Source organism: Eubacterium sp. CAG:156, from assembly GCF_000434315.1.
Lineage (GTDB): Bacteria > Bacillota > Clostridia > Lachnospirales > Lachnospiraceae > Eubacterium_U > Eubacterium_U album.
Window position 1 is genome coordinate 20,373 of the sequence record NZ_FR878188.1, and the last position, 25,813, is coordinate 46,185.

Consider the following 25,813-nt stretch of genomic DNA (forward strand, 5'->3'; position numbering starts at 1 on the left):
AAGCAGTTCCGGAGCTTTGAACCCAACGGCATTATTGCTTAGTAGGCTTCAACGGGTTCTCCCGTTACAGAGAGATGATGTGGATGTGCATCAGCAGAGTGCAGAATAATAAGTTCTGAATATTAGGTGGTAACACGGAGTAATTCGCCCTAAACGTTTAACAACGTTTAGGGTTTTTTTTATGCATGACAAATTCATATTTATGAAAGTCCGTTTTAAAAGAAAACGAAATTTTGATTATCAGGAGGTAAATGAAATGAGAACATTTGAGAAATCATCAAAATTAGATTATGTATGTTATGATATTAGAGGACCAATTATGGACGAAGCCCAGAGAATGAGTGAACAGGGAATTGATATTTTAAAATTAAATATTGGAAATCCTGCACCATTTGGATTTAAGGCACCAAAAGAAATAGAAGAAGCAATTGGAAATAATGCTGCAATTACAGAGGGATATTCAGATTCAAAGGGACTTGTATCAGCAAGGGAAGCAATCCTTAAATATTGTCAAAGTAAGAATATGCCGAATGTATCAATTGATGATATTTATACAGGAAATGGTGTAAGCGAATTGATTACAATGTCAATGAATGGATTATTAAATTATGGAGATGAAGTTTTAGTGCCAATGCCTGATTATCCATTGTGGACTGCATCAGTTACTTTAGCAGGTGGTAAAGCAGTTCATTACAGATGTGATGACAAGCAAAACTGGTATCCTGACATTAAAGACATGGAAAGTAAAATCACTCCGAAGACAAAGGCAATTGTTGTTATAAATCCAAATAATCCAACAGGTGCATTATATCCGACAGAAATATTAGAGCAGATAGTTGATTTGGCAAGAAAACATGAATTAATATTATTTGCTGATGAAATATATGACAGACTTGTTATGGATGGAAAAGAGCATATAGCTCTTTCATCATTGGCACCTGATTTATTAACTGTAAGTTTTAACGGATTATCCAAATCACATTTAATAGCAGGTTACAGATGTGGATGGATGGTCCTTTGTGGAGAAAAGAAACATGCAAAAGGCTACATAGAAGGAATTAAATTACTTTCAGCTATGCGTTTATGTTCAAATGTTCCTGCACAGTCATTAATTCCGGTAGCACTTGATAATTTGGAAAGCACAAAAGAATTACTTGTTCCGGGTGGAAGAATTTATGAACAGAGAGAAGTGATTTATAATGCTTTAAATGAAATAGATGGGCTTTCAGTAGTAAAACCTACAGCAGCATTTTATATGTTCCCTAAGCTTGATATTAAGAAATTTGGTATTATAGATGATGAAAAATTTGTTCTTGATTTCCTCAAGGAAAAACATATTTTATTTACTCATGGTGGAGGATTCCATTGGGATCAACCGGATCATTTTAGAGTTGTATTTTTACCTGAAGTGTCTGTTTTATCGACAGCAGCAGACAGACTCAATGACTTCTTAAGCACATATCATCAGAATTAAAGTATTATAATGAATTAATTTGAATATCGTGGTAAAATGAGACTAGGAATGTTCTTTGACTTGAAAGAAACTTTCCTAGTCTTAAATATGCAGTAAAAAAGTCTGCATAAAAAGAAATATATAACGGAGGTTGCTAAAATGAGTAATTTTAAAGAGATTACACCGGAAGAATATAAAGGAAACGTATTTAATGATATAGGAAAAAAATGGATGCTTATAACAGCTGCTAAGGATGGAAAAGTTAATACAATGACTGCTTCATGGGGCAATATGGGAGTTATGTGGGGAAAAGATATTGTATCAGTGTTTATAAGACAGACAAGATTTACAAAAGAGTTTGTTGATAATGCAGACTGCTTTTCAATTTCATTCCTTGACCATGAAAAGTATGCAAAGGAACTTAGTTATTTAGGAACAGTATCAGGAAGAGATGAAGATAAAATAAATAAAGCAAATCTTCATGTAGAATTTAGCGGAGATGTTCCTTATATAGAAGAAGCAGATGATGTTATGATTTGTAAAAAGATGTTTAGACAGACTATGGAACCGGACGCTTTTATTGATAAAGAAGCATTAGAAAAATGGTATAGCGATAAGAATTATCATGACATGTATATGGCATCAATAGAACATATATTAGAAAAAAAATAATAAATGCAGGGTATTTTGTACCACATGCAAAAGAAAGGATAAGTATTGAAAGTAGGGCATATTAGAGATTATTTCATCCGTGGAATACTAAAAACTGACACATTTCAGAAAGTGCATGAAAATATAATGCCAATGAATGAATTAATGGCATATTACAGATGTGCTATTATGGAGGTAGAAACTAAGTTTAAAGTACTGAATGAAGAATTTTCACTTCAGTATGACAGAAATCCAATTGAAACTATTAAATCAAGATTAAAATCAGCAGATGGTATTGTTGAAAAATTGAACAAAAAGAATTTACCATTTACTGTTGAGGCAATAGAAGAATATATTAAAGATGTAGCAGGTGTAAGAGTTATCTGTTCATTTGAAGAAGATATATATCTTTTAGCAGACTGCTTATTAAAGCAGGATGATATAGTTTTATTAGAGATGAAAGATTATTTCAAAAATCCTAAGGAAAATGGATATAGAAGTTTACATTTAATTGTAGAAGTACCGATTTTCCTAAAAGAGGGAAAGAAGTATATGAAGGTCGAAGTTCAGCTTAGAACTATCGCAATGGATTTTTGGGCTACGCTTGAACACAAACTAAGATATAAAAAGAACATAAAACCGGAAATACTAGAAGAATTATCACAGGAATTATATGACTGTGCAGAAATGACAGCAAAGCTGGATGCTAAGATGTCATTGATTAAGAACAGACTTTCACAGGAAAACGGAGAAGAAATCAGATGAAAAAACTAATATCATGGAATGTAAACGGATTAAGAGCCTGTCTTGGAAAGAATTTTATGGAATTTTTTGATTATGTAGATGCAGATATATTTTGTTTACAGGAAACAAAGATTCAGGAAGGACAGGTAGACTGGAATAAAGAAGGATATTATGCATATTGGAATTATGCAGAAAAGAAAGGATATTCAGGAACAGCAATCTTTTCAAAAGAAAAGCCTTTAAACGTTACTTATGGCATAGGCATTGAAGAACATGATAAAGAAGGAAGAGTAATTACATTAGAATTTGATAATTACTATATGGTTACAGTGTATACTCCAAATTCTCAAAATGGTCTTGCACGACTTGAATATCGTATGAAATGGGAAGATGATTTTAGAAATTATCTATTAAATTTAAAGAAAAATAAGCCTGTTATAGTAACAGGAGATATGAATGTTGCACATAAAGAGATAGACCTTAAAAATCCTAAAACAAACAGAAAGAATGCAGGATTTACTGATGAAGAAAGACAGAAAATGACGGAACTTTTAGAGGTAGGATTTATAGATACATTCAGATATTTTTATCCTGATACAGAAGGAATATATTCATGGTGGTCATATAGGTTTAAGGCAAGAGAAAAGAATGCAGGATGGCGTATAGATTATTTCCTTGTATCTGATGATTTAAAAGATAAAATAATTGATGCACATATTCATACTGAAATAATGGGCTCAGATCATTGCCCTATTGAGTTGACAGTAGAATTATAAAAGAAATAGGTTGTGATTCAGTTAATACAATTGGTGATTGAGGTTGAGTTAACAGTAGAGTAATAAAATAAAGGTTACAGATTATCATATATAGTGATTAGTCTGTAACCTTTTTATAATAAGTTTAATTAAACATTTCTTCTTGTAAATGCATCATGTGCAATAAACAGGAATAAGAAAATGTGTATTGCAATAACGCTAACTGAAAAAATAGGCGTCATACCAAAGAATGTAAATGAATTTTCAACAATGTTTGAGAATGACATATTTGCAAATATCGTGTAACGTACAAAGTCTAATGATAACATTTGTGCAATTGAAACAGCCATATCCGAACCTAAGTAAATCATGATTGGAATTGCAATTGCTATAGCTGAATTCCTAAATAATGCTGATAACATAAATGCTATGATGGCAGTAATCATTATTGCTCCAAATGTCATGAAGAAATTAGAGAGGATATGTAATAATCCTGAACTTGCAATAATGCTTCCGTTTTTAACTATTAACAGAGGTGTAGATAATTCTCCCGTACCAAACAAGATAATAGTGAGTAAAACAGATAATACATATGATAATAATGTTAAAACAAATCCATATGTTAAAAATGTAATAAATTTGCTCCAAAAGATTTTGTATCTTTTCACAGGTGTTATAAGTAAGAATTTAATTGTTCCATTAGAAAATTCAGATGAAACAGTGGTTCCGGCTAAAATAATCAAAATAAGAGCAATAATAATTGTAGCATTAATACATCTTTTTAAAGATAAAAATGCATTGCCTGTGTATATATATGGTTCATATGATGACATCTGAGAATCAGGGTTTTTATAAATAACTGAATCAGTATTATTTTCTAACTGATATTTTGCTATCAGATAATTTGATTCAGTAGTATTAAATTCTGTTTCGTCATATGAAGCACCACTTTCTTTTGTTGAAAGTAAATCGGAATAGCTTATATCATATTGTGAAAAATTAGATATAAGACTGTATTTTTGAGTGTTTGAATCAGGATCTATATCATTTTTTAAATAGTTTTCATAAGTATCTTTTAATAATTTAGCACCGTCTTTTGTATGACCATCGTTGTTAATTGAATCGGCAGTTAACTGAATATAACTTTTCCAATCATTATCTTTAAGTGAAGAAACAATTGTATCACATAATTTTTGATAATGTTCACGGTCTTCATTTGAGTTGACTAAATCAGATGAACCATCTTTATCAAATGAATTAATTGAACTTAAATATGAATAGTAATCGCTTAAAGCATTTGATTCCCAACGTGAATTGTCATATATATCATGCATTGTATAATCAAGAGATTTAGCAAGTTTTAATTCTTCTATATACGCATCGTCTCTATATTCATCAGTTTCAGTAGTTGCATATTGTAATTCCTGATCAATAGAAGAGTAATAAATATCATCGTTATTATCACAGGAAAATTTTGTAAAAACTGAAATGCCAATTATAAATAATACAATGGCTGCAAGAAAGAAATAAGTGCTTTTTTTATGAAATAATTTTGAATATTCGTTTTTGATTAAATTAAGCAATTTGGTTACCTCCTTTTACGTTAGTTATTTCCATAAAGGCATCTTCAAGTTTCTGGTTTTCAATAGGAATAATGGCGTAAATGCTGATTTTGTTTTTAACAAGTAAATCTGTAATTGTAGAAACAATGTCTTTAGATGAATCCCTGTTAATCTTTAATTCAAATGTAGTATCGCCTGTTATTGAATTTACAATATCAGGGTTATAGTCTGTAATGATAGTAATAGCAGAATTACTGTCTGATACTTCAAAGTTGTAAGTTACATCCTGACCTGATACAATATGAAGCATATTTTCCATCGTATCAACACTTAAAATATTTCCGTTTGACAAAATAGCTACTCTGTCGCACATTAATTCCATTTCGCTCATAAGATGACTTGATACTAAAACACAAACATCTTCTTTGTGAGCCATGTTTGTTAAAATATCACGTAACTGTTTAATTCCTGCAGGGTCAAGACCGTTAGTAGGCTCATCTAAAATTAACACTTTAGGATTGTGCAATAATGTAATAGCAAGTCCTAAACGCTGTCTCATACCTAGAGAATATTTGCCTACTTTTTCATTTATACGATTTGATAAACCGACAAGCTCAATTACTTCGTTAACTCTTTCAATAGTTACTGACTTGTGTAAACGTGCATATTGTAAAATATTTTGCTTACCGGTCATATATTTATAAAATTCAGGATTTTCAACGATAGCTCCGATATTTTCCATGGCAGCTTCAAAGTCATGCTCAAGACTTTTTCCGTTGATTAAAATTTCACCATCATCTATATTGAGTAAACCTGTAATCATTTTAATTAAAGTTGTTTTACCGGCTCCGTTTGGACCAAGAAGACCGAATACTTCACCTGTTTTTGTTTCAAATGATACTTTGTTTAAAACAGTTCTGGAACCAAATTTTTTTTCTATATTCTTAATTTCCAATGCTGTACTCATGTTAATCCTCCTTATCGTCAAGTTTTGTGCAGTTTGAGTCTGTAACATAACTGTCCCAGGTACTTATTTTCCATTTGCCTGATTCATAAGTGTAGTAAATAGTACCTTCGCAAGTGCAGTTTACTTTATAATAATCATTAGTTGAGGCGTTGTTGGAATCTTGTGAATCTTCAGAACCATCATCGTAATAATCATTATTGTAATCGCTAAGTGTACAAATAGTACCCGGTGTAAATACTGTAGATGTTTCTTTTCCAACGATATCTACTGTGTATTTTATATTTGCACTGGCAATTTTAGGACCGGCTTTTGAAATCTTAACTGACTGAACTGAACCTGATGCATCTTTTATATCAAATAAAGAATTGTCAGCGTCAAGAGTGGAATCTAAAGTTGCTTTCATGCCTGAGATAGTAGAACCACTTGATGAATAATGTTTATCTGTCCAATAATTATTTAATATGTCTGTAATAAGTTCGCGATGTTTATTTAAATCAACTGATTCAGAGTTTGTTTTTAAAACATCGTTTATATAATTTTCAGTTGTTTGTCTAATAGTATCTTTTTGAGTTGAGAATGTTATGTAATCGACAGAAACATAGATTACAAGAATAACAAGACAAATAGCAGACAATATAATTCCACGATTTGTCTTCTTTAAAAATTTCTTCATAAAAAATAACCTCCAATTTGTTTTGTGAATTTATAATATCAAACTAAAAAATGTTTTTCATTTATAAAAAATTAAAATTGTCTTAAGATATGAGCATCAAAGTCGGGGAATATGACTTCGACATTTATAAGTAACATATAATAACAAATAATAAAAAATAATAAAAAATGATAGCGAATAATAAAATGTGTTTGAAAAAACATAAAAGTAATGTAAAATTAACTATATGAATGATAGGAAAGATTAAAAATATAGTTGGAAAAAGAATTTGTTTTATATATACTATTCCAACCAATATCAGTTAATCAAAGGTAGGAAACAATACATATTAAAAGGAGAAAAGTGAATGATTAATTTTGCAACGATAGGAACAAATTTTGTAGTTGATTGGTTTTTAGAGGCGGTAGAACAATGTGATAATTTATGTTATGTGGCAACATATTCAAGAGATAAGGAAAAAGGAGAAACATTTAGCAAAAAGCATAATGGGAAAATGGTGTTTACGGATTTGAATAAGCTTGCTAAATGCGATGAAATTCAGGCAGTATATATTGCAAGCCCTAATAGCTTACATTATGAACAGGCTAAACTTTTGATTGAAAATGGAAAACATGTAATGATTGAAAAGACAATTACAAGCAATCAAAAAGAATTAGAAGAATTAATAAATTTGGCAAAAAAGCATAATGTAGTAATAATGGAAGCAATGAGAAATGTAATTGACCCGGGATTTTTTGCTATAAAAGAAGCAATAGAACTTGTTAAGCCTGTTAGAAGAGTAAGCTTTCAATATTGTCAATATTCATCAAGATACGATAAATATAAGCAGGGAATATTTGAAAATGCATTTCGTAAGGAATTCTCAAATGGAGCATTAACGGATATAGGTGTATATTGTGTGCATCCGCTTGTAAAATTATTTGGTATGCCACAGGAAATAATGGCAATGGCACAAATATTACCTGATAGTATTGATGGACAGGGAACAATAATTGCAAAATATCCTGAAATGTTGGCAGAAGTATTGTATTCAAAGATAACAAATTCAAAGATACCTAGTCAGATTCAGGGAGAAAAAGGAGCAATTATTATTGAGGACATACCTAACCCGAGAAAAGTAAAAGTTATTTTTAACGATAATACGGAAAAGATAATTAAAGTGCCTGAATGTGAAAATAATCTTGTATTTGAAGCAAAAGAGTGGGCACGACTTATTGAAATTGGAAAATTTACAGACGAACACATTAAATATTCACATATGTGTGTTAAAGTTATGGATGAAGCAAGAAGGCAACAGGGGATTGTATTTCCAGCAGATTAGGGAAGAGGAGAAGTATGCAAAAAAAGAACTTGTTGATAGTATGGCGAGTTCAAATTCAAATGATACACCACAGGAATTTGTTGTAATTAGAATGAAATAGTTATATTTAAATTTTAAATCAGAACCACGTCTTTTAGGCGTGGTTCTGATTGTTTAACTTGCTAATTATATATACAAAAGAATAATTGTGCAAAATTATCTATCTCTTTTCTACAAATTGGAAGTTTTATTCAGCATCAGGAGCCTGACCATCATGTGCTAACCACTTACATTCTGTTATTTCCATATTTGTAAATGTCGCTTTAAATGAAGAATCTTCAGGACTACATGCATAAATTCCAAACTGGATTTCATCAGTTGCTTTATACATATGACAGATTCTCATCTGCTTATAATTAATGCCATCTTCTGAGCATTCAATGCAGTAATCGTCTTCACGTCTACTGAATCTATACCACATAGATTTAATTCCAGCATCAATTTCTGTTGTAGCCCAATCTGAATATCCTTTATTCGTTACAACGCTTCCAAGATGCTGAAACTTTTCATTTTCATATTCAATAGAACCTTTCAACCAGTTTTCACTATCGAGATACATAACAACACCACACTGGTCAAAGCGTACCTTAGTTTCAAATTCTGTCTTTACAATAAAAGAAAACATCTTTTTGGAAGTCTTAATCTGAAGAACGGGAGCATTATCATTTCTAAAATGGTAGTAAGTACGCTGCCATAAATCTGTATGTGGATTTGTTATTACTTCAATTTTATCTTCAGAGATAGTAAAATCTTTAGGTTTTCTTGTCCATTTCCATTGGTTATTATCTATTTTCATTTTAATCTTCCTTTCGTGGATAAATTTCAATTTGTAAATTCATATCCGTATTATACCATAAAAATAACAGCACTGTATATTAATATTGTAACATACAGTGCCGTTATTTTTATTATTTACATAAGGAGTCATTCCGTCTTCGTTTAGCCTCTCCTTATGAAAACTAGTGGACTAGACGGGAGTTGAACCCGTGTCCAAAAGCCTCTCCATTGTACTTCTTCTATCATAGTCAGTTATTTAACATTCCCTTAAACAAACCGGAACTAACACCGTTTTGCTCTTGGTAGCTTCATAAAATCACTGAAAGCGCAAAGCTTAGCAATCAGAGTTTCCTGCTAAAGTCGATGCCAATATCAGGGCCGCAGGCAACCTTGTATTGACAGCTGCCATTAATTAGGCAGCGTAAGCTAAATTATCTTCAGCGTTTAATTTTAATTGTATGATTTAACGCATCATCTACGGATAGCTTCTCCAACTTCAAAACCCCTGTCGAAACCAGTACTAGCCCTTACTGGGGGTAGGTAAAAGTCTACCTTGGTCTTATATTTTAAATCATATTTTAAATATAGTCAATTGGAAATATTGGCTATTTTTGCTTTGGTGTATATAAGTTAGAATACCAATATAAAACACCAATTCCAACACCACCAATGATATTACCGATAGTTACAGGCAATAAATTTTTAACGATGAAGTTCCACCAACTAAGACCTGTTACATCTAATCCGTAATTTCCATACATCTGATTAATGAATAAACCACCACTTATATAACTCATATTTGCAACGCTATGTTCAAAAGCACAAATAACGAAAACGATAATAGGGAAGAATAAACATATAATTTTGCTTGCAGCAGATTCGGCCATAAATGTCATAAATACTGCAACACATACTAAAATATTACAAAAAATACCTTTAATAATGGCATCAGTAAATGAAATATTGCATTTAGATACAGCAGTACTTAAAAGATTTGTTGCTAATTGTCCATTAAATAAAGTATAAACATGACCGTATGTGCATAAAAATGTAAATACAACACTTCCTATAAAACTTCCGATATAAACAACAACCCAGTTCTTAAGCATTTTCGCTACAGAAAGTTTTTTCTCAAGAACAGAAATAATCATAAGGTTGTTACCTGTAAATAACTCACTTCCGTTTAAAACTACCATTGCTAAACCGGCAGGGAAGATACATGCATTTATCAATCTTGCTATAGCTGTATTTTCTAAAGAACATGATGCAGTGGCAGCACCGGTTCCGGCTATGGAAATAAAGAATCCGGCTATAATTCCTAATACCAACATTTTTAATGTAGGTAAATTACCTTTGACAACACCTACTTTTGAATAACGTTCAGTTGCTTCTCTTGTACTAATCATTTTTGTTACCTCTATTTTTATTTTTCTTTTTTGTCCCCTCAAATATATAAAAACCAAAGATATTTTTACCATATATTAACGTGAATGTAAAGGTTGTAAACATAGAAGAAACACAATAAATGACAACAAATTATATAAAGTAACAAAATTGTTATTAAAAATTAATAAAATTTACGACAAAAATAATATTTTCTTTTTAAACAAATTATTGTATTATAGGCGTATCGTAAATAAGTATGCCTATTTAATAGGTAAGAAATAAAAATAATAGTTACGCTGTAGCAGGAGGGATTATGAGAAGATTAGCATTATTAATGATTTTTAGCATTGTAGCTACTATGACTTTTGGATGTGGAAAAACGGAAGGAGAAGAAAAGAGTACAAAAGAGGAAGTAACTACAATTCAGGAAACAGAAGAGCCATTGGAAACAAAAGATGACAAGGTTGATTTGTTAGAATACATAGATGAATTAAAAAGAGTAGCTTATTATTTTAATATGAAAGAATCTGATAGTGAAAAAGGAAATGTAGAGCAACATTGGAAAGGAAATGGCATCGAAATAAATGTAATTAAAGGTTCAAGTCAGAAACTTCATGACTATAACTATCCTGATTTTCAAATTATTGTAACTGATAATGATGAGATTTCAGTGCTTGGATACTCTTTAGGGGATGAGATTAATTATTACATGGATCCTGTAGTTGAAAAATTGGGATGGGATGTTAATTATGATGGAAGACTTGATGAAAAAAGAAGTGTTATATTTACGAAAGTTGCAGATGACAGAATACTCTATGTTTCATTTACATCAGATGACAAAGATATTACACAAATGGAAATATATACAGATTATAAAGAAGTAGTAAATGAAGTAGTACAGGATAAACAGAAAGAACTATATGAAAAATACGAAACAACTTTGTATAAATTACAAAACAAAGACCCAAATCAAAATGTTGAGTTCGCAAAAATAGGAAATAATTATTATCCATGTATGCTTGTGTGGAGTAAGGAAAGCCGCGAAATGAAACTTTATTATTTAAATAAAAAAGGTAAAATTGCCCATACTAAAGCATTTCAGTCTATGACATATAATCAGGATGGAACAGTTACGCTTGTTAATAATATAATTGGGAATACACAAATTGTTGTATGCCAATACAAGGATGAAAAGTTGAAAGTTATTTCAAGACTTGTAACTGACAACTCAGGAAATACAAAAAAATATCTAATAAACGATAATGAAGTAACAGAGAAAGAATATAATAAAGTCGTAAACTCATATAAGAGAGATAACGACAGATATAGAACATATTCTTATAATGGAGCTGAATACAGTGGATATGAAGACGTTTCGCATGCACTTTCAGCATTAGAAACAAAAATTCAGCAAATTGAGCAGGCAGAAGCAGAAAAATAACTATATTTCATAAAATCATCACATATTTTGTGTTATATTTTACATTATAGAAGTTGAAATGTTATTTCTATATGAAATATTAGTGCTGCGGAGGTACACATAAATGGATGAATTAAAGATTTTAGTTGTAGATGATGAATCAAGAATGAGAAAACTTGTTAAGGATTTCCTTGTAAAGAAACAATATAAGGTATTAGAAGCAGGAGACGGCGAAGAAGCAATTGAGGTATTCTTTGGAAACAAAGACATTTCATTGATAATTCTTGACGTTATGATGCCTAAAATGGACGGTTGGGAAGTATGTAAGGAAATAAGAAAATTTTCAAAAGTCCCAATCATAATGCTTACAGCAAAAAGTGAGGAAAATGATGAACTTAAAGGATTTGAACTTGGAGTTGATGAATACATATCAAAACCTTTCAGTCCTAAAATATTAGTTGCAAGAGTTGATGCAATTTTACGACGTGCTAATAAAATTGGCGCTGATATGACAATAGAAGCAGGAGATATTAAGATAGATAAGGCTGCTCATATTGTTAAGGTTAAAGATAAGGAAATTGAACTAAGCTTTAAAGAATTTGAATTGTTGACATATTTTATTGAAAATAAAGGAATTGCTCTTTCAAGAGAAAATATTTTAAATAATGTATGGAATTATGATTACTTTGGAGATGCCAGAACAATAGATACACATGTCAAGAAACTTAGAAGTAAATTAGGTGACTGTGGTGATTACATAAAGACTGTTTGGGGCATGGGATATAAATTTGAGGTAAACTAATGAAACATTCAATTAAGTATAAACTGCCAATATTAATTATTGTAATTATGACAGTAGCTATTGCGCTTGCATCAACATTTGGAACAGCTTTTATTGAAAAATATTATATTTCACATAAAAAAGACGTTATTGTTGATGTATATAATAAGATGGCTCAAGTTGTAAAAGAAGATAAGGATTTATCTGAAAGCGACAACGTACAGGCGCTAAATGATGAGTGTGAAAATGCCGGTGTAACAATAATTATGATAGACAGTTCCGGAAACACAATATATGAATATGGTGCAGGAAAGACATTACAAAGACGTTGGCAGGAAATGATATATGGTGCGGCATTTGGAGCCGAAAGAGAAAGAACTATTATAGAAAAGAATGACAATTATACGATGCAAAGAGCCAGAGATTTATTGTCTGACCAGGAATATTATGAATTGTTTGGAACATTAGATTCAGGCTATTACTTTGTAATCAGGGTATCGGTTCAGAATATGAGGGAGACTCTTAACATTACAAATAAATTCTATTTGATTCTTCTTATATCTATGACTGTTGTAATGACAATTATGATGATTATAGTAACGAGAAGATATACGGACCCGATACTTGAACTTGCAACAATTTCAACAAGAATGTCAAATTTGGATTTTGATGCTAAATATACAGGAAAACATAAAGATGAAATAGGCGTTCTTGGAAATAGTATGAATGAGTTGTCAGCTAAATTGGAAGGGACAATCCTTGAACTTAAAAAGGCAAATATAGAACTGCAAAAAGATATCGAGCAAAAGATTGAAATTGATGAGATGAGAAAAGATTTTATTTCAAATGTATCTCATGAATTAAAAACACCGATTGCTCTTATTCAGGGATATGCAGAAGGTTTAAAGGATAATATTAATGACGACCCTGAAAGTATGGAATTTTATTGTGATGTAATTATTGATGAGTCAGATAAAATGAACAAAATGGTTAAAAAACTGCTGGCACTTACACAGATTGAATTTGGAAATAAACAGGTAAATATCGAAAGATTTAATCTTGTTGATGTCATGGAAGGCATTATTAAATCCGTTCAGTTAAGAGCGGAGCAGGAGAATGTTAAAATAATATTTGAAAATAAAGAACCTGTATATGTTTGGGCAGATGAATTTCAAATTGAGGAAGTAATTACAAACTATGTAAGTAACGCATTTAACCATATTGACGGAAAAAGAATAATTGAGATGAAAATTGTAGAAAAAGATGGTATAGTAAGAATGTCAGTCTTCAATACCGGTAAACAGATTCCTGAAAATGAATTGGAAAATGTTTGGATTAAATTCTATAAAGTAGATAAGGCAAGAACCAGAGAATATGGTGGAAATGGCATTGGACTTTCTATCGTTAAGGCGATTGCTGACAGTATGAATAAAAAATGCGGAGTATTTAACCATGAGGATGGTGTTGAATTCTGGTTTGAATTAGATGGAAAAGCTTCAGAGGAAGGACTGGAATATGATAGCAATAATTGACTATGATGCAGGAAATATTAGAAGTGTTGAGAAGGCGTTTCAATTTCTGGGAGAAGAAACGATACTAACACGAGACAAGGATGTAATCTTAGATGCAGACAAAGTTGTACTTCCGGGCGTAGGCTCATTTGGTGACGCTATGGAAAAGCTTAATAAGTATGATTTAGTTGATACTGTGAAGGAAGTTGTGTCACGAAACATACCATTTCTTGGAATATGTTTAGGCTTACAGTTATTATTTGAAGAAAGTGATGAAACACCGGGAGTAAAGGGACTTGGAATTCTACCGGGCAAGATTATAAAGATACCTGAAGGTGAAAGTTTGAAAGTTCCACATATTGGATGGAATTCGTTAGATTTTCATAATAATGGAAGATTATTTAAAGGAATAGATGAGAAAGCATATGTTTATTTTGTTCACTCTTATTATTTGAAAGCAGATGACGAAAACATCGTAACAGCAACTACTGAGTATGGTGTACATATACATGCGTCCGTTGAGAAAGAAAATGTATTTGCATGTCAGTTCCATCCGGAAAAGAGTGGAGATATAGGACTGAAAATATTGAAAAATTTTGCAGAGATAAATTAAATTTTTTCGAGTAGGAAAATTCCTACTCGATTTTGTCGTATTTTATATTAGGAGGAAAATATGCACACAAAGAGAATTATACCTTGTTTGGATGTTAATAATAACCGAGTTGTAAAAGGAGTAAATTTTGTAAATTTGCGTGATGCAGGAGATCCCGTAGAGGTAGCAAAAGCATACAATAAGGCGGGAGCAGATGAATTGGTGTTCCTTGATATTACAGCATCATCTGACAATAGAAATACAGTTGTAGATATGGTAAGAAGAGTAGCTGAGCAGGTTTTTATACCATTTACAGTTGGAGGCGGAATCAGAACTGTAGACGACTTTAAGACTTTGCTTAGAGAGGGAGCAGATAAGATATCTATAAACTCATCGGCTATTATGAATCCAAGACTTATAAGTGATGCAGCTGATAAATTTGGAAGTCAGTGTGTAGTTGTTGCCATAGATGCAAAAAGAAGAGCAGACGGATCAGGATGGAATATTTACAAAAATGGTGGAAGAGTAGATGTTGGAATAGACGCTGTGGAATGGGCGCGTAAAGTAGATAAACTAGGGGCAGGAGAAATACTTCTTACAAGTATGGATTGCGATGGAGTTAAGAGGGGATATGATGTAGAACTTACAAGAATCATATCTGAAAATGTGTCAATACCTGTAATTGCATCAGGTGGGGCAGGTAAAAAAGAGCATTTTTATGATGCACTGACAGAAGGAAAGGCTGATGCAGCACTAGCAGCATCATTATTCCACTATAAAGAATTAGAAATAAATGACCTGAAACATTATCTTAAGGAAAAAGGTGTTCAGGTTAGAATATAATTGGAAAAACGAATTAAGATTCAGTATATAGAATTTTCCAGACAATAGCCTTAATTTAAAGTTAAGGCAATATAGATTATTATATAGAGCGAGAGATTAAAATGAAATATTATTTTATAATTAATCCAGAAAGTGGCAGATTTGCCAATGATAAAGAAGGGTTTATTGAAAGAATAGATAAAGCGTGCAGGCTTAGAGACATAAAATACGAAATTCATTACACTGATGGATTTGGTAAAGCCAGAAAAGTGGCAGAAAGCATCCCGGATGATGAAGAATGCATTGTGTTCTCAGTAGGCGGAGATGGAAATTTAAATGAAATAATAAATGGTGTTGTTAAGAAACATATGACAGTAGGTGTTATACCGGCAGGAAGCGGAAATGATTTTTACAGAACATTGTCTGCACTTGGAAAAGGCGAACACAGATGTGACTTAGGAATTATCAATGACAAGTATTTTATAAATATTGCATGTATAGGCTTAGATGCTGATATAGCAAATAACATAAGTGTAATCAGACAAAAGAAGTGGATACCTGTAGGTCAAAGATATACATGTAGCATAATTTATTCGTATTTTAAATATAAATTTAAAGAATTAACTACAATATTTGGTGAACAGTCTAAAAAAGGTGAGTATACAATAGTTACTGTATGTAATGGACAATATTATGGTGGAGGACATAGAATTGCTCCACATGCGTTAATAGACGACGGATATTTTGAAATATATATGGTTGATAAAATGCCTAAAATACTAATACCGGGACTTCTATTAAAATTAAAAAGCGGAAGACATGAAAAGTCAAAGAGAGTGGTAAGATATACAGACAAAGGATTGAAAATTCAGTCAGATACTCCTGTGACATGTAATGTAGATGGAGAAATGTTAACAGATACGGATTTTGAAATCAGAATTGAAAAGAGTGCTATAAAAGTATTTAATGATCCTCAGTTTGTAAAGGAAATAGTTGGAAATAATATTTGACAGAGGTTAAATAAATGGGAATGATAACAAATGATTGGTTAGAGGCAATACAGCCTGAATTTTCTAAACCATATTACAAAGAATTATACAGTTTTGTTAAAGATGAATATAGTAAAACGATAGTATATCCTCCGGCAGAAGATATATTTAATGCATTTCATTTTACACCACTTAAGGATGTAAAAGTGTTGCTGCTTGGGCAGGACCCATATCATAATGTAAATCAGGCACATGGATTAAGCTTTTCAGTATTGCCGGGAAATGACATACCACCATCGCTTCAAAATATTTATAAAGAATTGCATGATGATTTGGGATGTTATATACCAAATAACGGATATTTGAAAAAATGGGCAGATCAGGGAGTGTTATTGCTTAACACAGTATTAACAGTTAGAGCTCATCAGGCAAATTCACATCAGGGACATGGCTGGGAGCAATTTACGGATGCGGTTATAGAAGCCGTAAATGCACAGGACAGGCCAATAGTAATATTTTTGTGGGGTTCGCCTGCACAAAAGAAAGCTAAGATGTTAACTAATCCAAAACATCTTGTATTAAAATGTCCACATCCAAGTCCACTTTCAGCATATAGAGGATTTTTCGGATGCAAGCATTTTAGCAAAGCAAATGAATTCCTAAAGGCAAATGGAATAGAACCAATAGACTGGCAAATAGAAAATATTTAATTTACCTAAGATGAAAGGAAAAATATGAGCATATTAAATGTAGAACATTTAACACATGGTTTTGGCGATAGAGCAATTTTTGATGATGTATCATTTAGATTATTAAAAGGTGAACATATAGGACTTGTTGGAGCAAATGGTGAAGGTAAGTCAACGTTTATGAATATAATAACAGGTAAATTGCAACCTGACGAAGGCAGAGTTGAATGGGCTAAAAATGTCAGAGTAGGATATTTAGACCAGCATATCGTTTTAGAAAAAGGAATGACAATAGAGGATGTTTTAAAATCGGCATTTGACTTCCTGTTTGAAATGGAAGAAAACATGAATGACATTTGCAATAAAATGGGTGATGCGGATGAGAAGCAACTTGAAATATATATGGATGAACTTGCCGTTATTCAGGATATGCTTACAATGCATGATTTTTATTTGATAGATTCAAAGGTAGAAGAAATAGCAAGGGCATTTGGATTAACAGATTTAGGGCTTGATAAAGATGTAAATGATTTAAGTGGTGGTCAGAGAACAAAGGTATTGCTTGCAAAACTATTGTTAGAAAAGCCTGACATTTTATTGCTTGATGAACCGACAAACTATTTGGATGCTGAACATATTGAATGGTTAAAGAGATATTTACAGGATTATGAGAATGCTTTTATTTTAATATCACATGATATACCGTTTTTAAATAGTGTTATTAATTTAATTTATAATATGGAAAATCAAAAACTGGACAGATATGTAGGCGATTACGATAAGTTTAAAGAAGTACACGCCGTAAAACAGGCACAACTTGAGGCTGCATATAACAGACAGCAAAAAGAAATTGCTGATTTAAAGGATTTTGTGGCAAGAAATAAAGCTAGAGTTTCAACAAGAAACATGGCAATGTCAAGGCAGAAAAAACTTGATAATATGGATTTAATTGAACTTGCAGGAGAAAAGCCAAAACCGGAATTTAGATTTAAGGAAGCAAGGACGTCCGGCAAATTTATAATAGACACAATGAATCTGGTAATCGGATATGATAAGCCATTATCTGTGCCACTTAATTTGTCTATGGAAAGAGGACAGAAAATTGCAGTAATAGGAACAAATGGTATTGGAAAAACAACTCTTTTAAGAAGTATTTTAGGAGAAATTAAACCTATAGATGGAAAAGTTGAATTGGGAGATTATCTGCAAATAGGCTATTTTGAACAGGAAATAAAGGAAGAAAACCGTTCTACATGCCTTGAGGAAATCTGGGATGAATTTCCTTCATTTAACCAATATGAAGTAAGAAGCGCGTTGGCTAAATGTGGACTTACTACAAATCATATTGAAAGTCAGATAAGAGTGTTAAGCGGAGGAGAGCAGGCAAAAGTCCGTCTTTGCAAATTAATTAACAGAGAAACAAATCTTTTGGTTCTTGACGAACCTACAAATCATTTGGATGTAGATGCTAAGGCAGAATTAAAGAGAGCGCTTACAGAATACAAGGGAAGCATACTTATGGTATGTCATGAACCTGATTTTTATGAGGATTGGGTAACAGATGTGTGGGATGTAAGCCAGTGGAGTCTGTTAGATTAAGATATAAGACATATAATAAATTAGATAGAATATCACAAAACAAGGCATGGGTTCATTTCCAACCCATGCCTTGTTTTGTGTAATGTACCAAATGGTATATGTTTTAATTTTGTTTTTCTTTTAATCTTTTATTTGCAGTTGCAAGCATAAGTTTAATTCTATTTAACTGGTTAACTTCACTTGCACCGGGATCATAGTCAACAGCTACAATATTTGCTTCAGGATGCATTGCACGAAGCTTTTTGATAACACCCTTTCCAACAATGTGGTTAGGAAGGCAGGCGAAAGGCTGTGTACAAACTATGTTTGGAACTCCATCTTTTATTAAGTGGAGCATTTCACCTGTAAGGAACCATCCTTCACCGGTCTGGTTACCAATTGAAACAACTTCCTCAGCCATTTCTGACATTTCCCAAATATCGCTTGTAGGAGTGAAGTGTTTGCTCTTTATTAAAGCCTCCTTAGCTGTTTTTCTGAAGTATTCTATAGCTTTTATTCCAATGGTACTTAGAATTACTGATGATTTTTTAAAACCTAATTTTTCGGCCTTAAATGTAGAGTTTCTAAATCCATATAAGAAGAAGTCTACAAGGTCAGGCATAACGGCTTCAGCACCTTCAGATTCCAATAAGTTTACAAGGTCATTGTTAGCAGTAGGAGAGAATTTAACAAGAATCTCACCAACAATACCAACACGTGGTTTTTTAATATCTTTTACAGGAATAGCATCAAATTCTTCAACAATCTTGCGAAGATTATTTTTATATCGTTTCATTCCAAATTTATTATCTGCAAGTTCAGCACATAATTTATCTTCCCATTTTTTATGAAGTGCATCTGTTTCGCCGTGATTTACTTCATAAGGTCTTGTTCTGTATACAACTCTCATAAATAAATCGCCGTACATTGCTGCCTGAACTGCTTTAACTGCAAATTTAGGAGTAATCTTAAATCCACTGTTCTTTTCAATACCGGATAAACTAAGGGAAAGAACAGGAATGTATTCTAATCCGGCTTTCTCTAATGCACGTCTGATAAATCCGATATAGTTAGTAGCACGACATCCGCCACCTGTCTGAGTAATAACAACAGCCACTTTGTGTAAATCATATCTTCCAGATAATAATGCTTCCATAATCTGACCTACAACAATAAGTGAAGGGTAGCAGGCATCATTGTTAACATACTTAAGACCCATATCAATGCATGATTGTTCACTTGGAAGAACTTCAAAGTTGTATCCACATGAATTCATTGCAGATTGAAGCATCTTAAAGTGAATTGGACTCATCTGAGGTGTAAGTATTGTATATTTTTCATCAAACATCTGCTTTGTAAATTCAACTTTTTTGATTGAAGATGGCTTGATGTCTCTTTGATAATTTCTTTCTTTTCTTATTCTAATGGCTGAAAGAAGAGAACGTATTCTGATTCTTGCAGCGCCTAAGTTATTAACTTCATCGATTTTAAGAACAGTGTAAATCTTTCCTGATTTAGTTAAAATATCATTTACGCAGTCAGTCGTAACGGCATCAAGACCACATCCAAATGAATTGAGCTGAACTAAATCAAGATCATCTCTTGTTTTTACATAGTTAGCAGCTGCATAAAGTCTTGAATGGTACATCCACTGGTCAGATACAATCAAAGGTCTTTCAACAGGAGCTAAATGTGAAATAGAATCTTCTGTTAAAACGGCAAGACCATAACTGTTAATCATTTCAGGAATACCGTGGTTGATTTCAGGGTCAACATGGTATGGACGACCTGCAAGTACGATACCGTGAAGATTATGTTCCTTTATATATGCTAATGTCTCTTCGCCTTTTTTGCGAATGTCATCTCTTGAAGCTAATAATTCTACCCATGCAACATGTGCAGCCTGAGTAATTTCGGCTTTAGGAATATCAAATTCTTTTGAAAATTCTTCAACAAGTCGGCTTGTAATAGTTCCCTCATTTGTTAAAGCCATAAACGGATTCATAAATTTGATAGAATTATCGTTTAATTCTTCAACGTTATTTTTTATATTTTCTGCATAAGATGTAACAATAGGGCAGTTGTAGTGGTTATTAGCATCCGGTGTTTCATTTCTTTCGTATGGTATACACGGATAGAAAATAAAATCAATACCGTTTCTGATTAACCAGGTAACATGACCGTGAGCAATCTTTGCAGGATAACATTCTGATTCACTAGGAATTGATTCAATACCTAATTCATATATTTTTCTTGAAGACTCAGGTGAGAGAACAACTCTGTATCCTAATCTTTTAAAGAAAGTAGCCCAGAATGGGAAATTCTCATACATATTAAGTACACGTGGAATTCCTACAGTTCCTCGTTTAGCATTTTCCTCAGACAATGGTTCGTAATCAAACATTCTGTGGAATTTATATTCAAATAAGTTAGGAATGTTATCTTTATTTTTCTCTTTTCCAAGACCTTTTTCGCAACGGTTTCCGCTTATGAAACGTCGTCCGTCAATAAATTTATTTATAGTAAGCATACAGTTGTTTGTACAACCTTTGCATCGTGTCATTGTTGTTGTGTAATCAAATTTGTTAATTGCATCGATAGAAAGCATTGTTGTTGCTTCGCCGTGATAACGTTCTCTTGCAATAAGGGCAGCACCAAATGCACCCATAATACCTGCAATGTCAGGACGGATAGCTTCACATCCTGATATTTTTTCAAAACTTCTTAAAACAGCATCATTGTAAAATGTTCCACCCTGAACAACAACTTTTTCCCCAAGGTCTTTAGGGTCTGTAATTTTAATAACTTTATATAAAGCATTCTTAATAACAGAATAAGCAAGTCCGGCAGAAATATCTGCAACTCTTGCACCTTCTTTTTGTGCCTGCTTTACATTTGAATTCATAAATACTGTACAACGTGTACCAAGGTCTGTAGGATTCTTGGCAAATAAAGCTTCTTTAGCAAAATCGACAACTGAGTAATTAAGCGATTTAGCAAATGTTTCAATGAAAGAACCACAACCTGATGAGCAGGCTTCATTTAACTGGACGCTGTCTACAGTCTGATTCTTTATCTTAATACATTTCATGTCCTGACCGCCGATATCAAGAATACAGTCAACGTCAGGTTCAAAGAATGCAGCTGCATAATAATGTGCAACAGTTTCAACTTCACCTTCATCAAGCATTAAAGCCGCTTTAATTAAAGCCTCACCGTATCCTGTAGAACAAGAACGTACAATTTCAGCATCTTTAGGCAATTTAGAGTAAATATCTTTAATTGCACCAATAATAGTTGCCAAAGGATTTCCATTGTTACTGCTGTAGAATGAATATAATAAAGTTCCATCTTCTCCGACAACAGCTGCCTTAGTAGTAGTAGAACCTGAATCTATACCTAAGAAACATTTTCCTGAATAAGTGCTTAAATCACCTTTCTTTACTGTATCTTTGTTGTGTCTTACAGTAAATTCAGTATATTCAGCTTCATTTTTAAATAAAGGTTCCATACGTTTGATTTCCATATCCATCTTAATTCCTTTAGAAAGACGGTTATACAAATCTGTTATATTAACTAAAACTTTTGAATCGTGATTCATTGCAGAACCTGTAGCAGCAAATAAATGTGAATGCTCAGGTGCAACAATATGTTCATCATCGAGATTAAGAGTTCTTATAAATGCATTTTTTAATTCAGGAAGGAAGTGAAGAGGTCCTCCTAAAAATGCAACTGTACCACGAATAGGTTTTCCGCATGCCAAACCCGAAATGGTCTGGTTTACAACTGCTTGGAAAATAGAAGCAGCCAAATCTTCTTTTGTAGCTCCTTCGTTAATTAATGGCTGAATATCTGTTTTGGCAAATACACCACAACGTGCGGCAATTGGATAAATTGCCTGATAATTAGCAGCATATTCATTTAAACCACTGGCATCAGTCTGAAGAAGAGAAGCCATCTGGTCAATGAAAGAACCTGTACCACCGGCACAGATACCGTTCATACGCTGTTCAATTCCATTTGTAAAATAAATTATTTTTGCATCTTCGCCACCAAGTTCAATTGCAACATCTGTCTGAGGTGCATAATCATTTAATGCTGTAGAAACAGCTACAACCTCCTGAACAAATGGAACTCCTAAGTGTTTTGACAAAGTAAGTCCGCCTGAACCTGTAATCATAGGTGATAAGGTAATGTCACCTAATTTTTCTTTAGCCTTTTTTAATAATCCGGCTAAAGTTTCCTGAATATTTGCATAGTGACGCTCATAGTCAGCAAACATAATTTCATTATCATTATTTAAAATTGCAATTTTTACAGTTGTTGAGCCAATGTCAATACCAAGGCTGTAATATGCTTTATCATTCATTGTTGTTTACCTTCCTCTTAAGTTATAAAAATCCATAAACGTTATACATTATATTATAATTTGCGACAAATAACAACATATAAATAAGTACATAAGAGTAACAAATTTGTGAATTGTTTGTAAAAATGTCCTGATTTTTTAATTAAAATTTAACAATCAGGGTGTAACATTTGAATGTGTCAAAAAAGATATGTAAAAAATGTATTGTATGTTTGACAAAAGATACTAATAAAATTATACTTGTATAAGATTTTAGAATAGGAGATTTCTATGAAACAATCAAACTTTGAAAGAAAATTCAGCAGATATGCGATAAGCAATTTGTCATTATATTTGGTAATAGGATATGCCATAGGTTATGCAATTTATTATTTGATTCCGGGTCTATATGAATATATTACATTTGACCCATATTTAATATTACATGGACAGATTTGGAGACTTGTATCATGGGTAGTTACAATGCCTGAGGCATTAGGTCTGTTTACTATAATTATGCTTTTCTTTTACTATTCAGTAGGAAATAATCTTGAAAATACATGGGGAAAGTACAGATATAATGTATATATTTTCTCAGGTATGTTGTTTACGATTATAGGTGCATTCCTTTTGTATGTGATTTTAGTAATAATATGTAATACAACAGGTGAATATGAGACAGTGTTAAATGCAGTTGGCATGAGCTATAGTGGCACAAGTGTAACGGATTTAGCAGTAATATATAGAGGTATTGGCATGGGAATAGGTAATTTTGTAAGTACTTATTATATCAATATGTCAATATTCCTTGCATTTGCAGCTACCTATCCTAATGCAGAGGTATTGCTTTATTTCATAATTCCTATAAAGGTAAAATGGTTAGGAGTATTATATGGAGCGTTCATTTTTGTAGAAATACTTCAAGGCTCATGGGTAACAAGAATGATGGTAATTACATCATTACTTAATTTTATGATTTTCTTCTTTCAAACAAGAAATAAATTATCACCATATCAGATAAAACGAAAAAGAGAATATCGAAAGAATATACGTCAGGCTACACAGCCTAAATATGAAAATGGCGCTAAGCATAAATGTGCAATCTGTGGAAGAACAGAATTAGATGATCCTAATTTGACTTTCAGATATTGCTCAAAATGTAGTGGAAATAAAGAGTACTGTCAGGACCATTTATTTACACATACACATTGTTAATTGAAAATGGAGGAATAAAATATATATGGCTCAAAAAGAATTTGAAAGAGGTGCGGGAATATTGATGCATATTAGTAGTATTCCTTCACCTTACGGAATAGGTTCTTTTGGAAAAAATGCATATGAATTTGTTGACAGATTAGTTGCTGCGAGACAAAAGTACTGGCAGGTTCTGCCACTTGGAACAACAAGTTATGGAGACAGCCCATACGCTTCTTTTTCTGCGTTTGCAGGTAATCCTTATTTTATCGATTTGGATACATTAATTGAAGAAGGTCTTATTACAAAAGAATATGTAGATAGTTTTAGATGGAACATTGAAGAACAGTATGTTGACTATGGTTTGATATATAATTCCAGATTTATTGTTTTAAAAGAAGCTTATAAGAATAGTAATCACAAGGCATTGAAAGAATATAAAGAATTTGTTAAAGAAAATGATTTTTGGATTGATGATTACTGCTTGTATTGTGTATGCAAAAATGATGCTGAGTCGACTTCGTGGCAGGATTGGGAAGAGGATATAAGATTCAGAAAGCAGGAAGCGTTAGATAAAAAGATAGAAGAATTTTCAGATGAACTGGATTTTTATAGGTTTTTACAGTTTAAATTCTTCGAACAATGGTTTAAACTAAAAGAGTATGCCAACGAAAAAGGAATCGAAATAATAGGAGACATTCCAATTTATGTTGCTATGGATTCAGCAGATGTATGGTCTCATCCTGAAATTTTTCAGCTAGATGAGAATCTGGAGGCAAAAAAAGTGGCAGGAGTTCCGCCGGATGCTTTTTCTGATTTAGGTCAAAGATGGGGGAATCCGTTATATGATTGGAAAAAGTTAGAAAAAGATGATTTTTCATGGTGGCGAAAGAGAATGGAACACTCCGCAAAATTATACGATATAGTTAGAATTGATCATTTTATTGGAATGACAAAATACTATACAATACCTGCAGAAGATGAGGATGCCAGAAACGGAAAATGGGAAAAAGGTCCGGGAATGAAACTTATAAAAGCTATATCAGAAGCAACGGGAGATAAGAAAATCATTGCTGAAGATTTAGGTGTAAAAATACCTGAAGTAGTGGAAGCCCTTGAAAAGAGTGGATTTCCTGGAATGAAGGTTTTAGAATTTGCATTTGACGGAGACAGAAAGAATGAGCATTTGCCATATTTTTGGACGCAGAATACTGTGGCTTATGGTGGAACTCATGATAACGATACCTTAATGGGATATTTTACAGGTTTGCAATATTGGGAGTTAGGATACATAAGAGAGTTCTTAGAATGTAGACATGGCTCGATTGAAGATATTGTGGATAAATTATTTACATGCGCCTATGCCAGCGTGGCGAATGTTGTAATATTCCAAATGCAGGATGTTTTAAAAGTTGGCAATATTGGCAGAATGAATCTGCCATCATCAATGGGAACTAACTGGCGTTGGAGAATGACCAAAAACCAGTTTGGTGATAAAGAAGTTGAGAGACTTAGATATTTAACCGATATATACGGCAGATAATTATTAGGAGGACTGAAA

Annotated in this window: 21 protein-coding genes, 1 other RNA gene and 1 other annotated feature (1 of these 23 running past the window's edge); of the genes, 15 read left to right on the forward strand and 7 right to left on the reverse strand. The window is 32.4% G+C overall.

Translation table 11 applies throughout. From position 1 onward, the window contains the following. Positions 1–155, forward strand: a binding site (T-box leader); it begins 85 nt to the left of the window's first position. Between the two features lie 101 nt (positions 156–256). The 4 genes from ABMA45_RS10255 to ABMA45_RS10270 all read left to right on the forward strand — a co-directional run bounded on the left by ABMA45_RS10255 (position 257) and on the right by ABMA45_RS10270 (position 3,624). After that, positions 257–1,474 carry an aminotransferase class I/II-fold pyridoxal phosphate-dependent enzyme gene (locus ABMA45_RS10255; protein WP_022089800.1) on the forward strand — a complete coding sequence of 406 codons (1,218 nt, stop codon included), beginning with the start codon at positions 257–259 and terminating at the stop codon, positions 1,472–1,474. A 138-nt stretch (positions 1,475–1,612) separates the two neighbouring features. Continuing rightward, positions 1,613–2,125 carry a flavin reductase gene (locus ABMA45_RS10260; RefSeq protein WP_022089801.1) on the forward strand — a complete coding sequence of 171 codons (513 nt, stop codon included), beginning with the start codon at positions 1,613–1,615 and terminating at the stop codon, positions 2,123–2,125. Positions 2,126–2,170: 45 nt separating this feature from the next. Next, positions 2,171–2,869, forward strand: a complete 699-nt coding sequence (locus ABMA45_RS10265) for a GTP pyrophosphokinase (RefSeq protein ID WP_022089802.1) — start codon at positions 2,171–2,173, stop codon at positions 2,867–2,869. Then, positions 2,866–3,624, forward strand: coding sequence for an exodeoxyribonuclease III (locus ABMA45_RS10270; RefSeq protein ID WP_022089803.1), 759 nt, complete (start codon positions 2,866–2,868; stop codon positions 3,622–3,624). Before ABMA45_RS10265 ends, ABMA45_RS10270 begins: the two co-directional genes overlap by 4 nt. Positions 3,625–3,752: 128 nt before the next feature. Here ABMA45_RS10270 and ABMA45_RS10275 read toward each other — a convergent pair whose 3' ends face one another. Genes ABMA45_RS10275 through ABMA45_RS10285 form a run of 3 tightly spaced genes read right to left on the reverse strand, consistent with a single transcriptional unit; the run spans position 3,753 to position 6,805 of the window. Continuing rightward, entirely contained in the window at positions 3,753–5,186 is a 1,434-nt protein-coding gene (locus tag ABMA45_RS10275) for an ABC transporter permease (protein ID WP_022089804.1), read from the reverse strand. Continuing rightward, complete coding sequence (locus ABMA45_RS10280) at positions 5,179–6,132, reverse strand: ABC transporter ATP-binding protein (protein ID WP_022089805.1); 954 nt, start codon at positions 6,130–6,132, stop codon at positions 5,179–5,181. Before ABMA45_RS10280 ends, ABMA45_RS10275 begins: the two co-directional genes overlap by 8 nt. Position 6,133: 1 nt before the next feature. Then, entirely contained in the window at positions 6,134–6,805 is a 672-nt protein-coding gene (locus tag ABMA45_RS10285; RefSeq protein WP_022089806.1) for a hypothetical protein, read from the reverse strand. A gap of 346 nt (positions 6,806–7,151) precedes the next feature. On the opposite strand from ABMA45_RS10285, the gene ABMA45_RS10290 reads away from it, so the two are divergent. Beyond that, positions 7,152–8,126, forward strand: a complete 975-nt coding sequence (locus ABMA45_RS10290) for a Gfo/Idh/MocA family protein (RefSeq protein WP_022089807.1) — start codon at positions 7,152–7,154, stop codon at positions 8,124–8,126. Positions 8,127–8,352: 226 nt separating this feature from the next. Here ABMA45_RS10290 and ABMA45_RS10295 read toward each other — a convergent pair whose 3' ends face one another. The 3 genes from ABMA45_RS10295 to ABMA45_RS10305 all read right to left on the reverse strand — a co-directional run bounded on the left by ABMA45_RS10295 (position 8,353) and on the right by ABMA45_RS10305 (position 10,348). After that, positions 8,353–8,961, reverse strand: a complete 609-nt coding sequence (locus ABMA45_RS10295) for a DUF1349 domain-containing protein (protein WP_022089808.1) — start codon at positions 8,959–8,961, stop codon at positions 8,353–8,355. A 164-nt stretch (positions 8,962–9,125) separates the two neighbouring features. Continuing rightward, positions 9,126–9,469, reverse strand: a transfer-messenger RNA (tmRNA) gene (gene ssrA, locus ABMA45_RS10300). A gap of 78 nt (positions 9,470–9,547) precedes the next feature. After that, positions 9,548–10,348, reverse strand: a complete 801-nt coding sequence (locus tag ABMA45_RS10305; protein WP_022089809.1) for a formate/nitrite transporter family protein — start codon at positions 10,346–10,348, stop codon at positions 9,548–9,550. 293 nt (positions 10,349–10,641) lie between these two features. Here ABMA45_RS10305 and ABMA45_RS10310 point away from each other — a divergent pair, with 293 nt between their 5' ends. The 8 genes from ABMA45_RS10310 to ABMA45_RS10345 all read left to right on the forward strand — a co-directional run bounded on the left by ABMA45_RS10310 (position 10,642) and on the right by ABMA45_RS10345 (position 18,731). Then, complete coding sequence (locus tag ABMA45_RS10310; RefSeq protein WP_022089810.1) at positions 10,642–11,769, forward strand: hypothetical protein; 1,128 nt, start codon at positions 10,642–10,644, stop codon at positions 11,767–11,769. Between the two features lie 103 nt (positions 11,770–11,872). Then, on the forward strand, positions 11,873–12,550 hold the full coding sequence (locus ABMA45_RS10315) for a response regulator transcription factor (RefSeq protein WP_022089811.1): 678 nt from the start codon (positions 11,873–11,875) through the stop codon (positions 12,548–12,550). Next, on the forward strand, positions 12,550–14,061 hold the full coding sequence (locus tag ABMA45_RS10320; protein WP_022089812.1) for a sensor histidine kinase: 1,512 nt from the start codon (positions 12,550–12,552) through the stop codon (positions 14,059–14,061). Before ABMA45_RS10315 ends, ABMA45_RS10320 begins: the two co-directional genes overlap by 1 nt. Next, entirely contained in the window at positions 14,045–14,653 is a 609-nt protein-coding gene (hisH, locus tag ABMA45_RS10325; protein WP_022089813.1) for an imidazole glycerol phosphate synthase subunit HisH, read from the forward strand. Before ABMA45_RS10320 ends, hisH begins: the two co-directional genes overlap by 17 nt. 60 nt (positions 14,654–14,713) lie before the next feature. Next, entirely contained in the window at positions 14,714–15,475 is a 762-nt protein-coding gene (gene hisF, locus ABMA45_RS10330) for an imidazole glycerol phosphate synthase subunit HisF (protein WP_022089814.1), read from the forward strand. A gap of 101 nt (positions 15,476–15,576) precedes the next feature. Beyond that, complete coding sequence (locus tag ABMA45_RS10335; protein WP_022089815.1) at positions 15,577–16,464, forward strand: diacylglycerol/lipid kinase family protein; 888 nt, start codon at positions 15,577–15,579, stop codon at positions 16,462–16,464. Between the two features lie 14 nt (positions 16,465–16,478). Beyond that, a complete protein-coding gene (locus ABMA45_RS10340) occupies positions 16,479–17,153 on the forward strand; it encodes a uracil-DNA glycosylase (protein ID WP_022089816.1) in 675 nt (224 codons plus the stop codon). Between the two features lie 24 nt (positions 17,154–17,177). After that, positions 17,178–18,731 (forward strand): ABC-F family ATP-binding cassette domain-containing protein, encoded by a 1,554-nt coding sequence (locus ABMA45_RS10345; RefSeq protein WP_022089817.1) that lies wholly within the window; start codon positions 17,178–17,180, stop codon positions 18,729–18,731. Between the two features lie 103 nt (positions 18,732–18,834). On the opposite strand, the gene ABMA45_RS10350 is transcribed toward ABMA45_RS10345, so the two are convergent. Continuing rightward, the gene (locus ABMA45_RS10350; RefSeq protein WP_022089818.1) at positions 18,835–23,079 is read right to left on the reverse strand and encodes a 2-hydroxyacyl-CoA dehydratase; all 4,245 of its coding nucleotides are present in this window, start codon (positions 23,077–23,079) and stop codon (positions 18,835–18,837) included. A gap of 270 nt (positions 23,080–23,349) precedes the next feature. Here ABMA45_RS10350 and ABMA45_RS10355 point away from each other — a divergent pair, with 270 nt between their 5' ends. Further along, the gene (locus ABMA45_RS10355) at positions 23,350–24,273 is read left to right on the forward strand and encodes a hypothetical protein (protein ID WP_022089819.1); all 924 of its coding nucleotides are present in this window, start codon (positions 23,350–23,352) and stop codon (positions 24,271–24,273) included. A 25-nt stretch (positions 24,274–24,298) separates the two neighbouring features. Beyond that, on the forward strand, positions 24,299–25,795 hold the full coding sequence (malQ, locus tag ABMA45_RS10360) for a 4-alpha-glucanotransferase (protein ID WP_022089820.1): 1,497 nt from the start codon (positions 24,299–24,301) through the stop codon (positions 25,793–25,795). The last annotated feature ends 18 nt before the right edge of the window (positions 25,796–25,813 follow it).

Coding starts and splice junctions, on each gene's coding strand:
- ABMA45_RS10255 (WP_022089800.1), top strand. CDS start 257: ATGAGAACATTTGAGAAATCATCAAAATTAGATTATGTATGTTATGAT.
- ABMA45_RS10260 (WP_022089801.1), top strand. CDS start 1,613: ATGAGTAATTTTAAAGAGATTACACCGGAAGAATATAAAGGAAACGTA.
- ABMA45_RS10270 (WP_022089803.1), top strand. CDS start 2,866: ATGAAAAAACTAATATCATGGAATGTAAACGGATTAAGAGCCTGTCTT.
- ABMA45_RS10280 (WP_022089805.1), bottom strand. CDS start 6,132: ATGAGTACAGCATTGGAAATTAAGAATATAGAAAAAAAATTTGGTTCC.
- ABMA45_RS10285 (WP_022089806.1), bottom strand. CDS start 6,805: ATGAAGAAATTTTTAAAGAAGACAAATCGTGGAATTATATTGTCTGCT.
- ABMA45_RS10290 (WP_022089807.1), top strand. CDS start 7,152: ATGATTAATTTTGCAACGATAGGAACAAATTTTGTAGTTGATTGGTTT.
- ABMA45_RS10295 (WP_022089808.1), bottom strand. CDS start 8,961: ATGAAAATAGATAATAACCAATGGAAATGGACAAGAAAACCTAAAGAT.
- ABMA45_RS10305 (WP_022089809.1), bottom strand. CDS start 10,348: ATGATTAGTACAAGAGAAGCAACTGAACGTTATTCAAAAGTAGGTGTT.
- ABMA45_RS10310 (WP_022089810.1), top strand. CDS start 10,642: ATGAGAAGATTAGCATTATTAATGATTTTTAGCATTGTAGCTACTATG.
- ABMA45_RS10315 (WP_022089811.1), top strand. CDS start 11,873: ATGGATGAATTAAAGATTTTAGTTGTAGATGATGAATCAAGAATGAGA.
- ABMA45_RS10320 (WP_022089812.1), top strand. CDS start 12,550: ATGAAACATTCAATTAAGTATAAACTGCCAATATTAATTATTGTAATT.
- hisH (WP_022089813.1), top strand. CDS start 14,045: ATGATAGCAATAATTGACTATGATGCAGGAAATATTAGAAGTGTTGAG.
- hisF (WP_022089814.1), top strand. CDS start 14,714: ATGCACACAAAGAGAATTATACCTTGTTTGGATGTTAATAATAACCGA.
- ABMA45_RS10335 (WP_022089815.1), top strand. CDS start 15,577: ATGAAATATTATTTTATAATTAATCCAGAAAGTGGCAGATTTGCCAAT.
- ABMA45_RS10340 (WP_022089816.1), top strand. CDS start 16,479: ATGGGAATGATAACAAATGATTGGTTAGAGGCAATACAGCCTGAATTT.
- ABMA45_RS10345 (WP_022089817.1), top strand. CDS start 17,178: ATGAGCATATTAAATGTAGAACATTTAACACATGGTTTTGGCGATAGA.
- ABMA45_RS10350 (WP_022089818.1), bottom strand. CDS start 23,079: ATGAATGATAAAGCATATTACAGCCTTGGTATTGACATTGGCTCAACA.
- ABMA45_RS10355 (WP_022089819.1), top strand. CDS start 23,350: ATGAAACAATCAAACTTTGAAAGAAAATTCAGCAGATATGCGATAAGC.
- malQ (WP_022089820.1), top strand. CDS start 24,299: ATGGCTCAAAAAGAATTTGAAAGAGGTGCGGGAATATTGATGCATATT.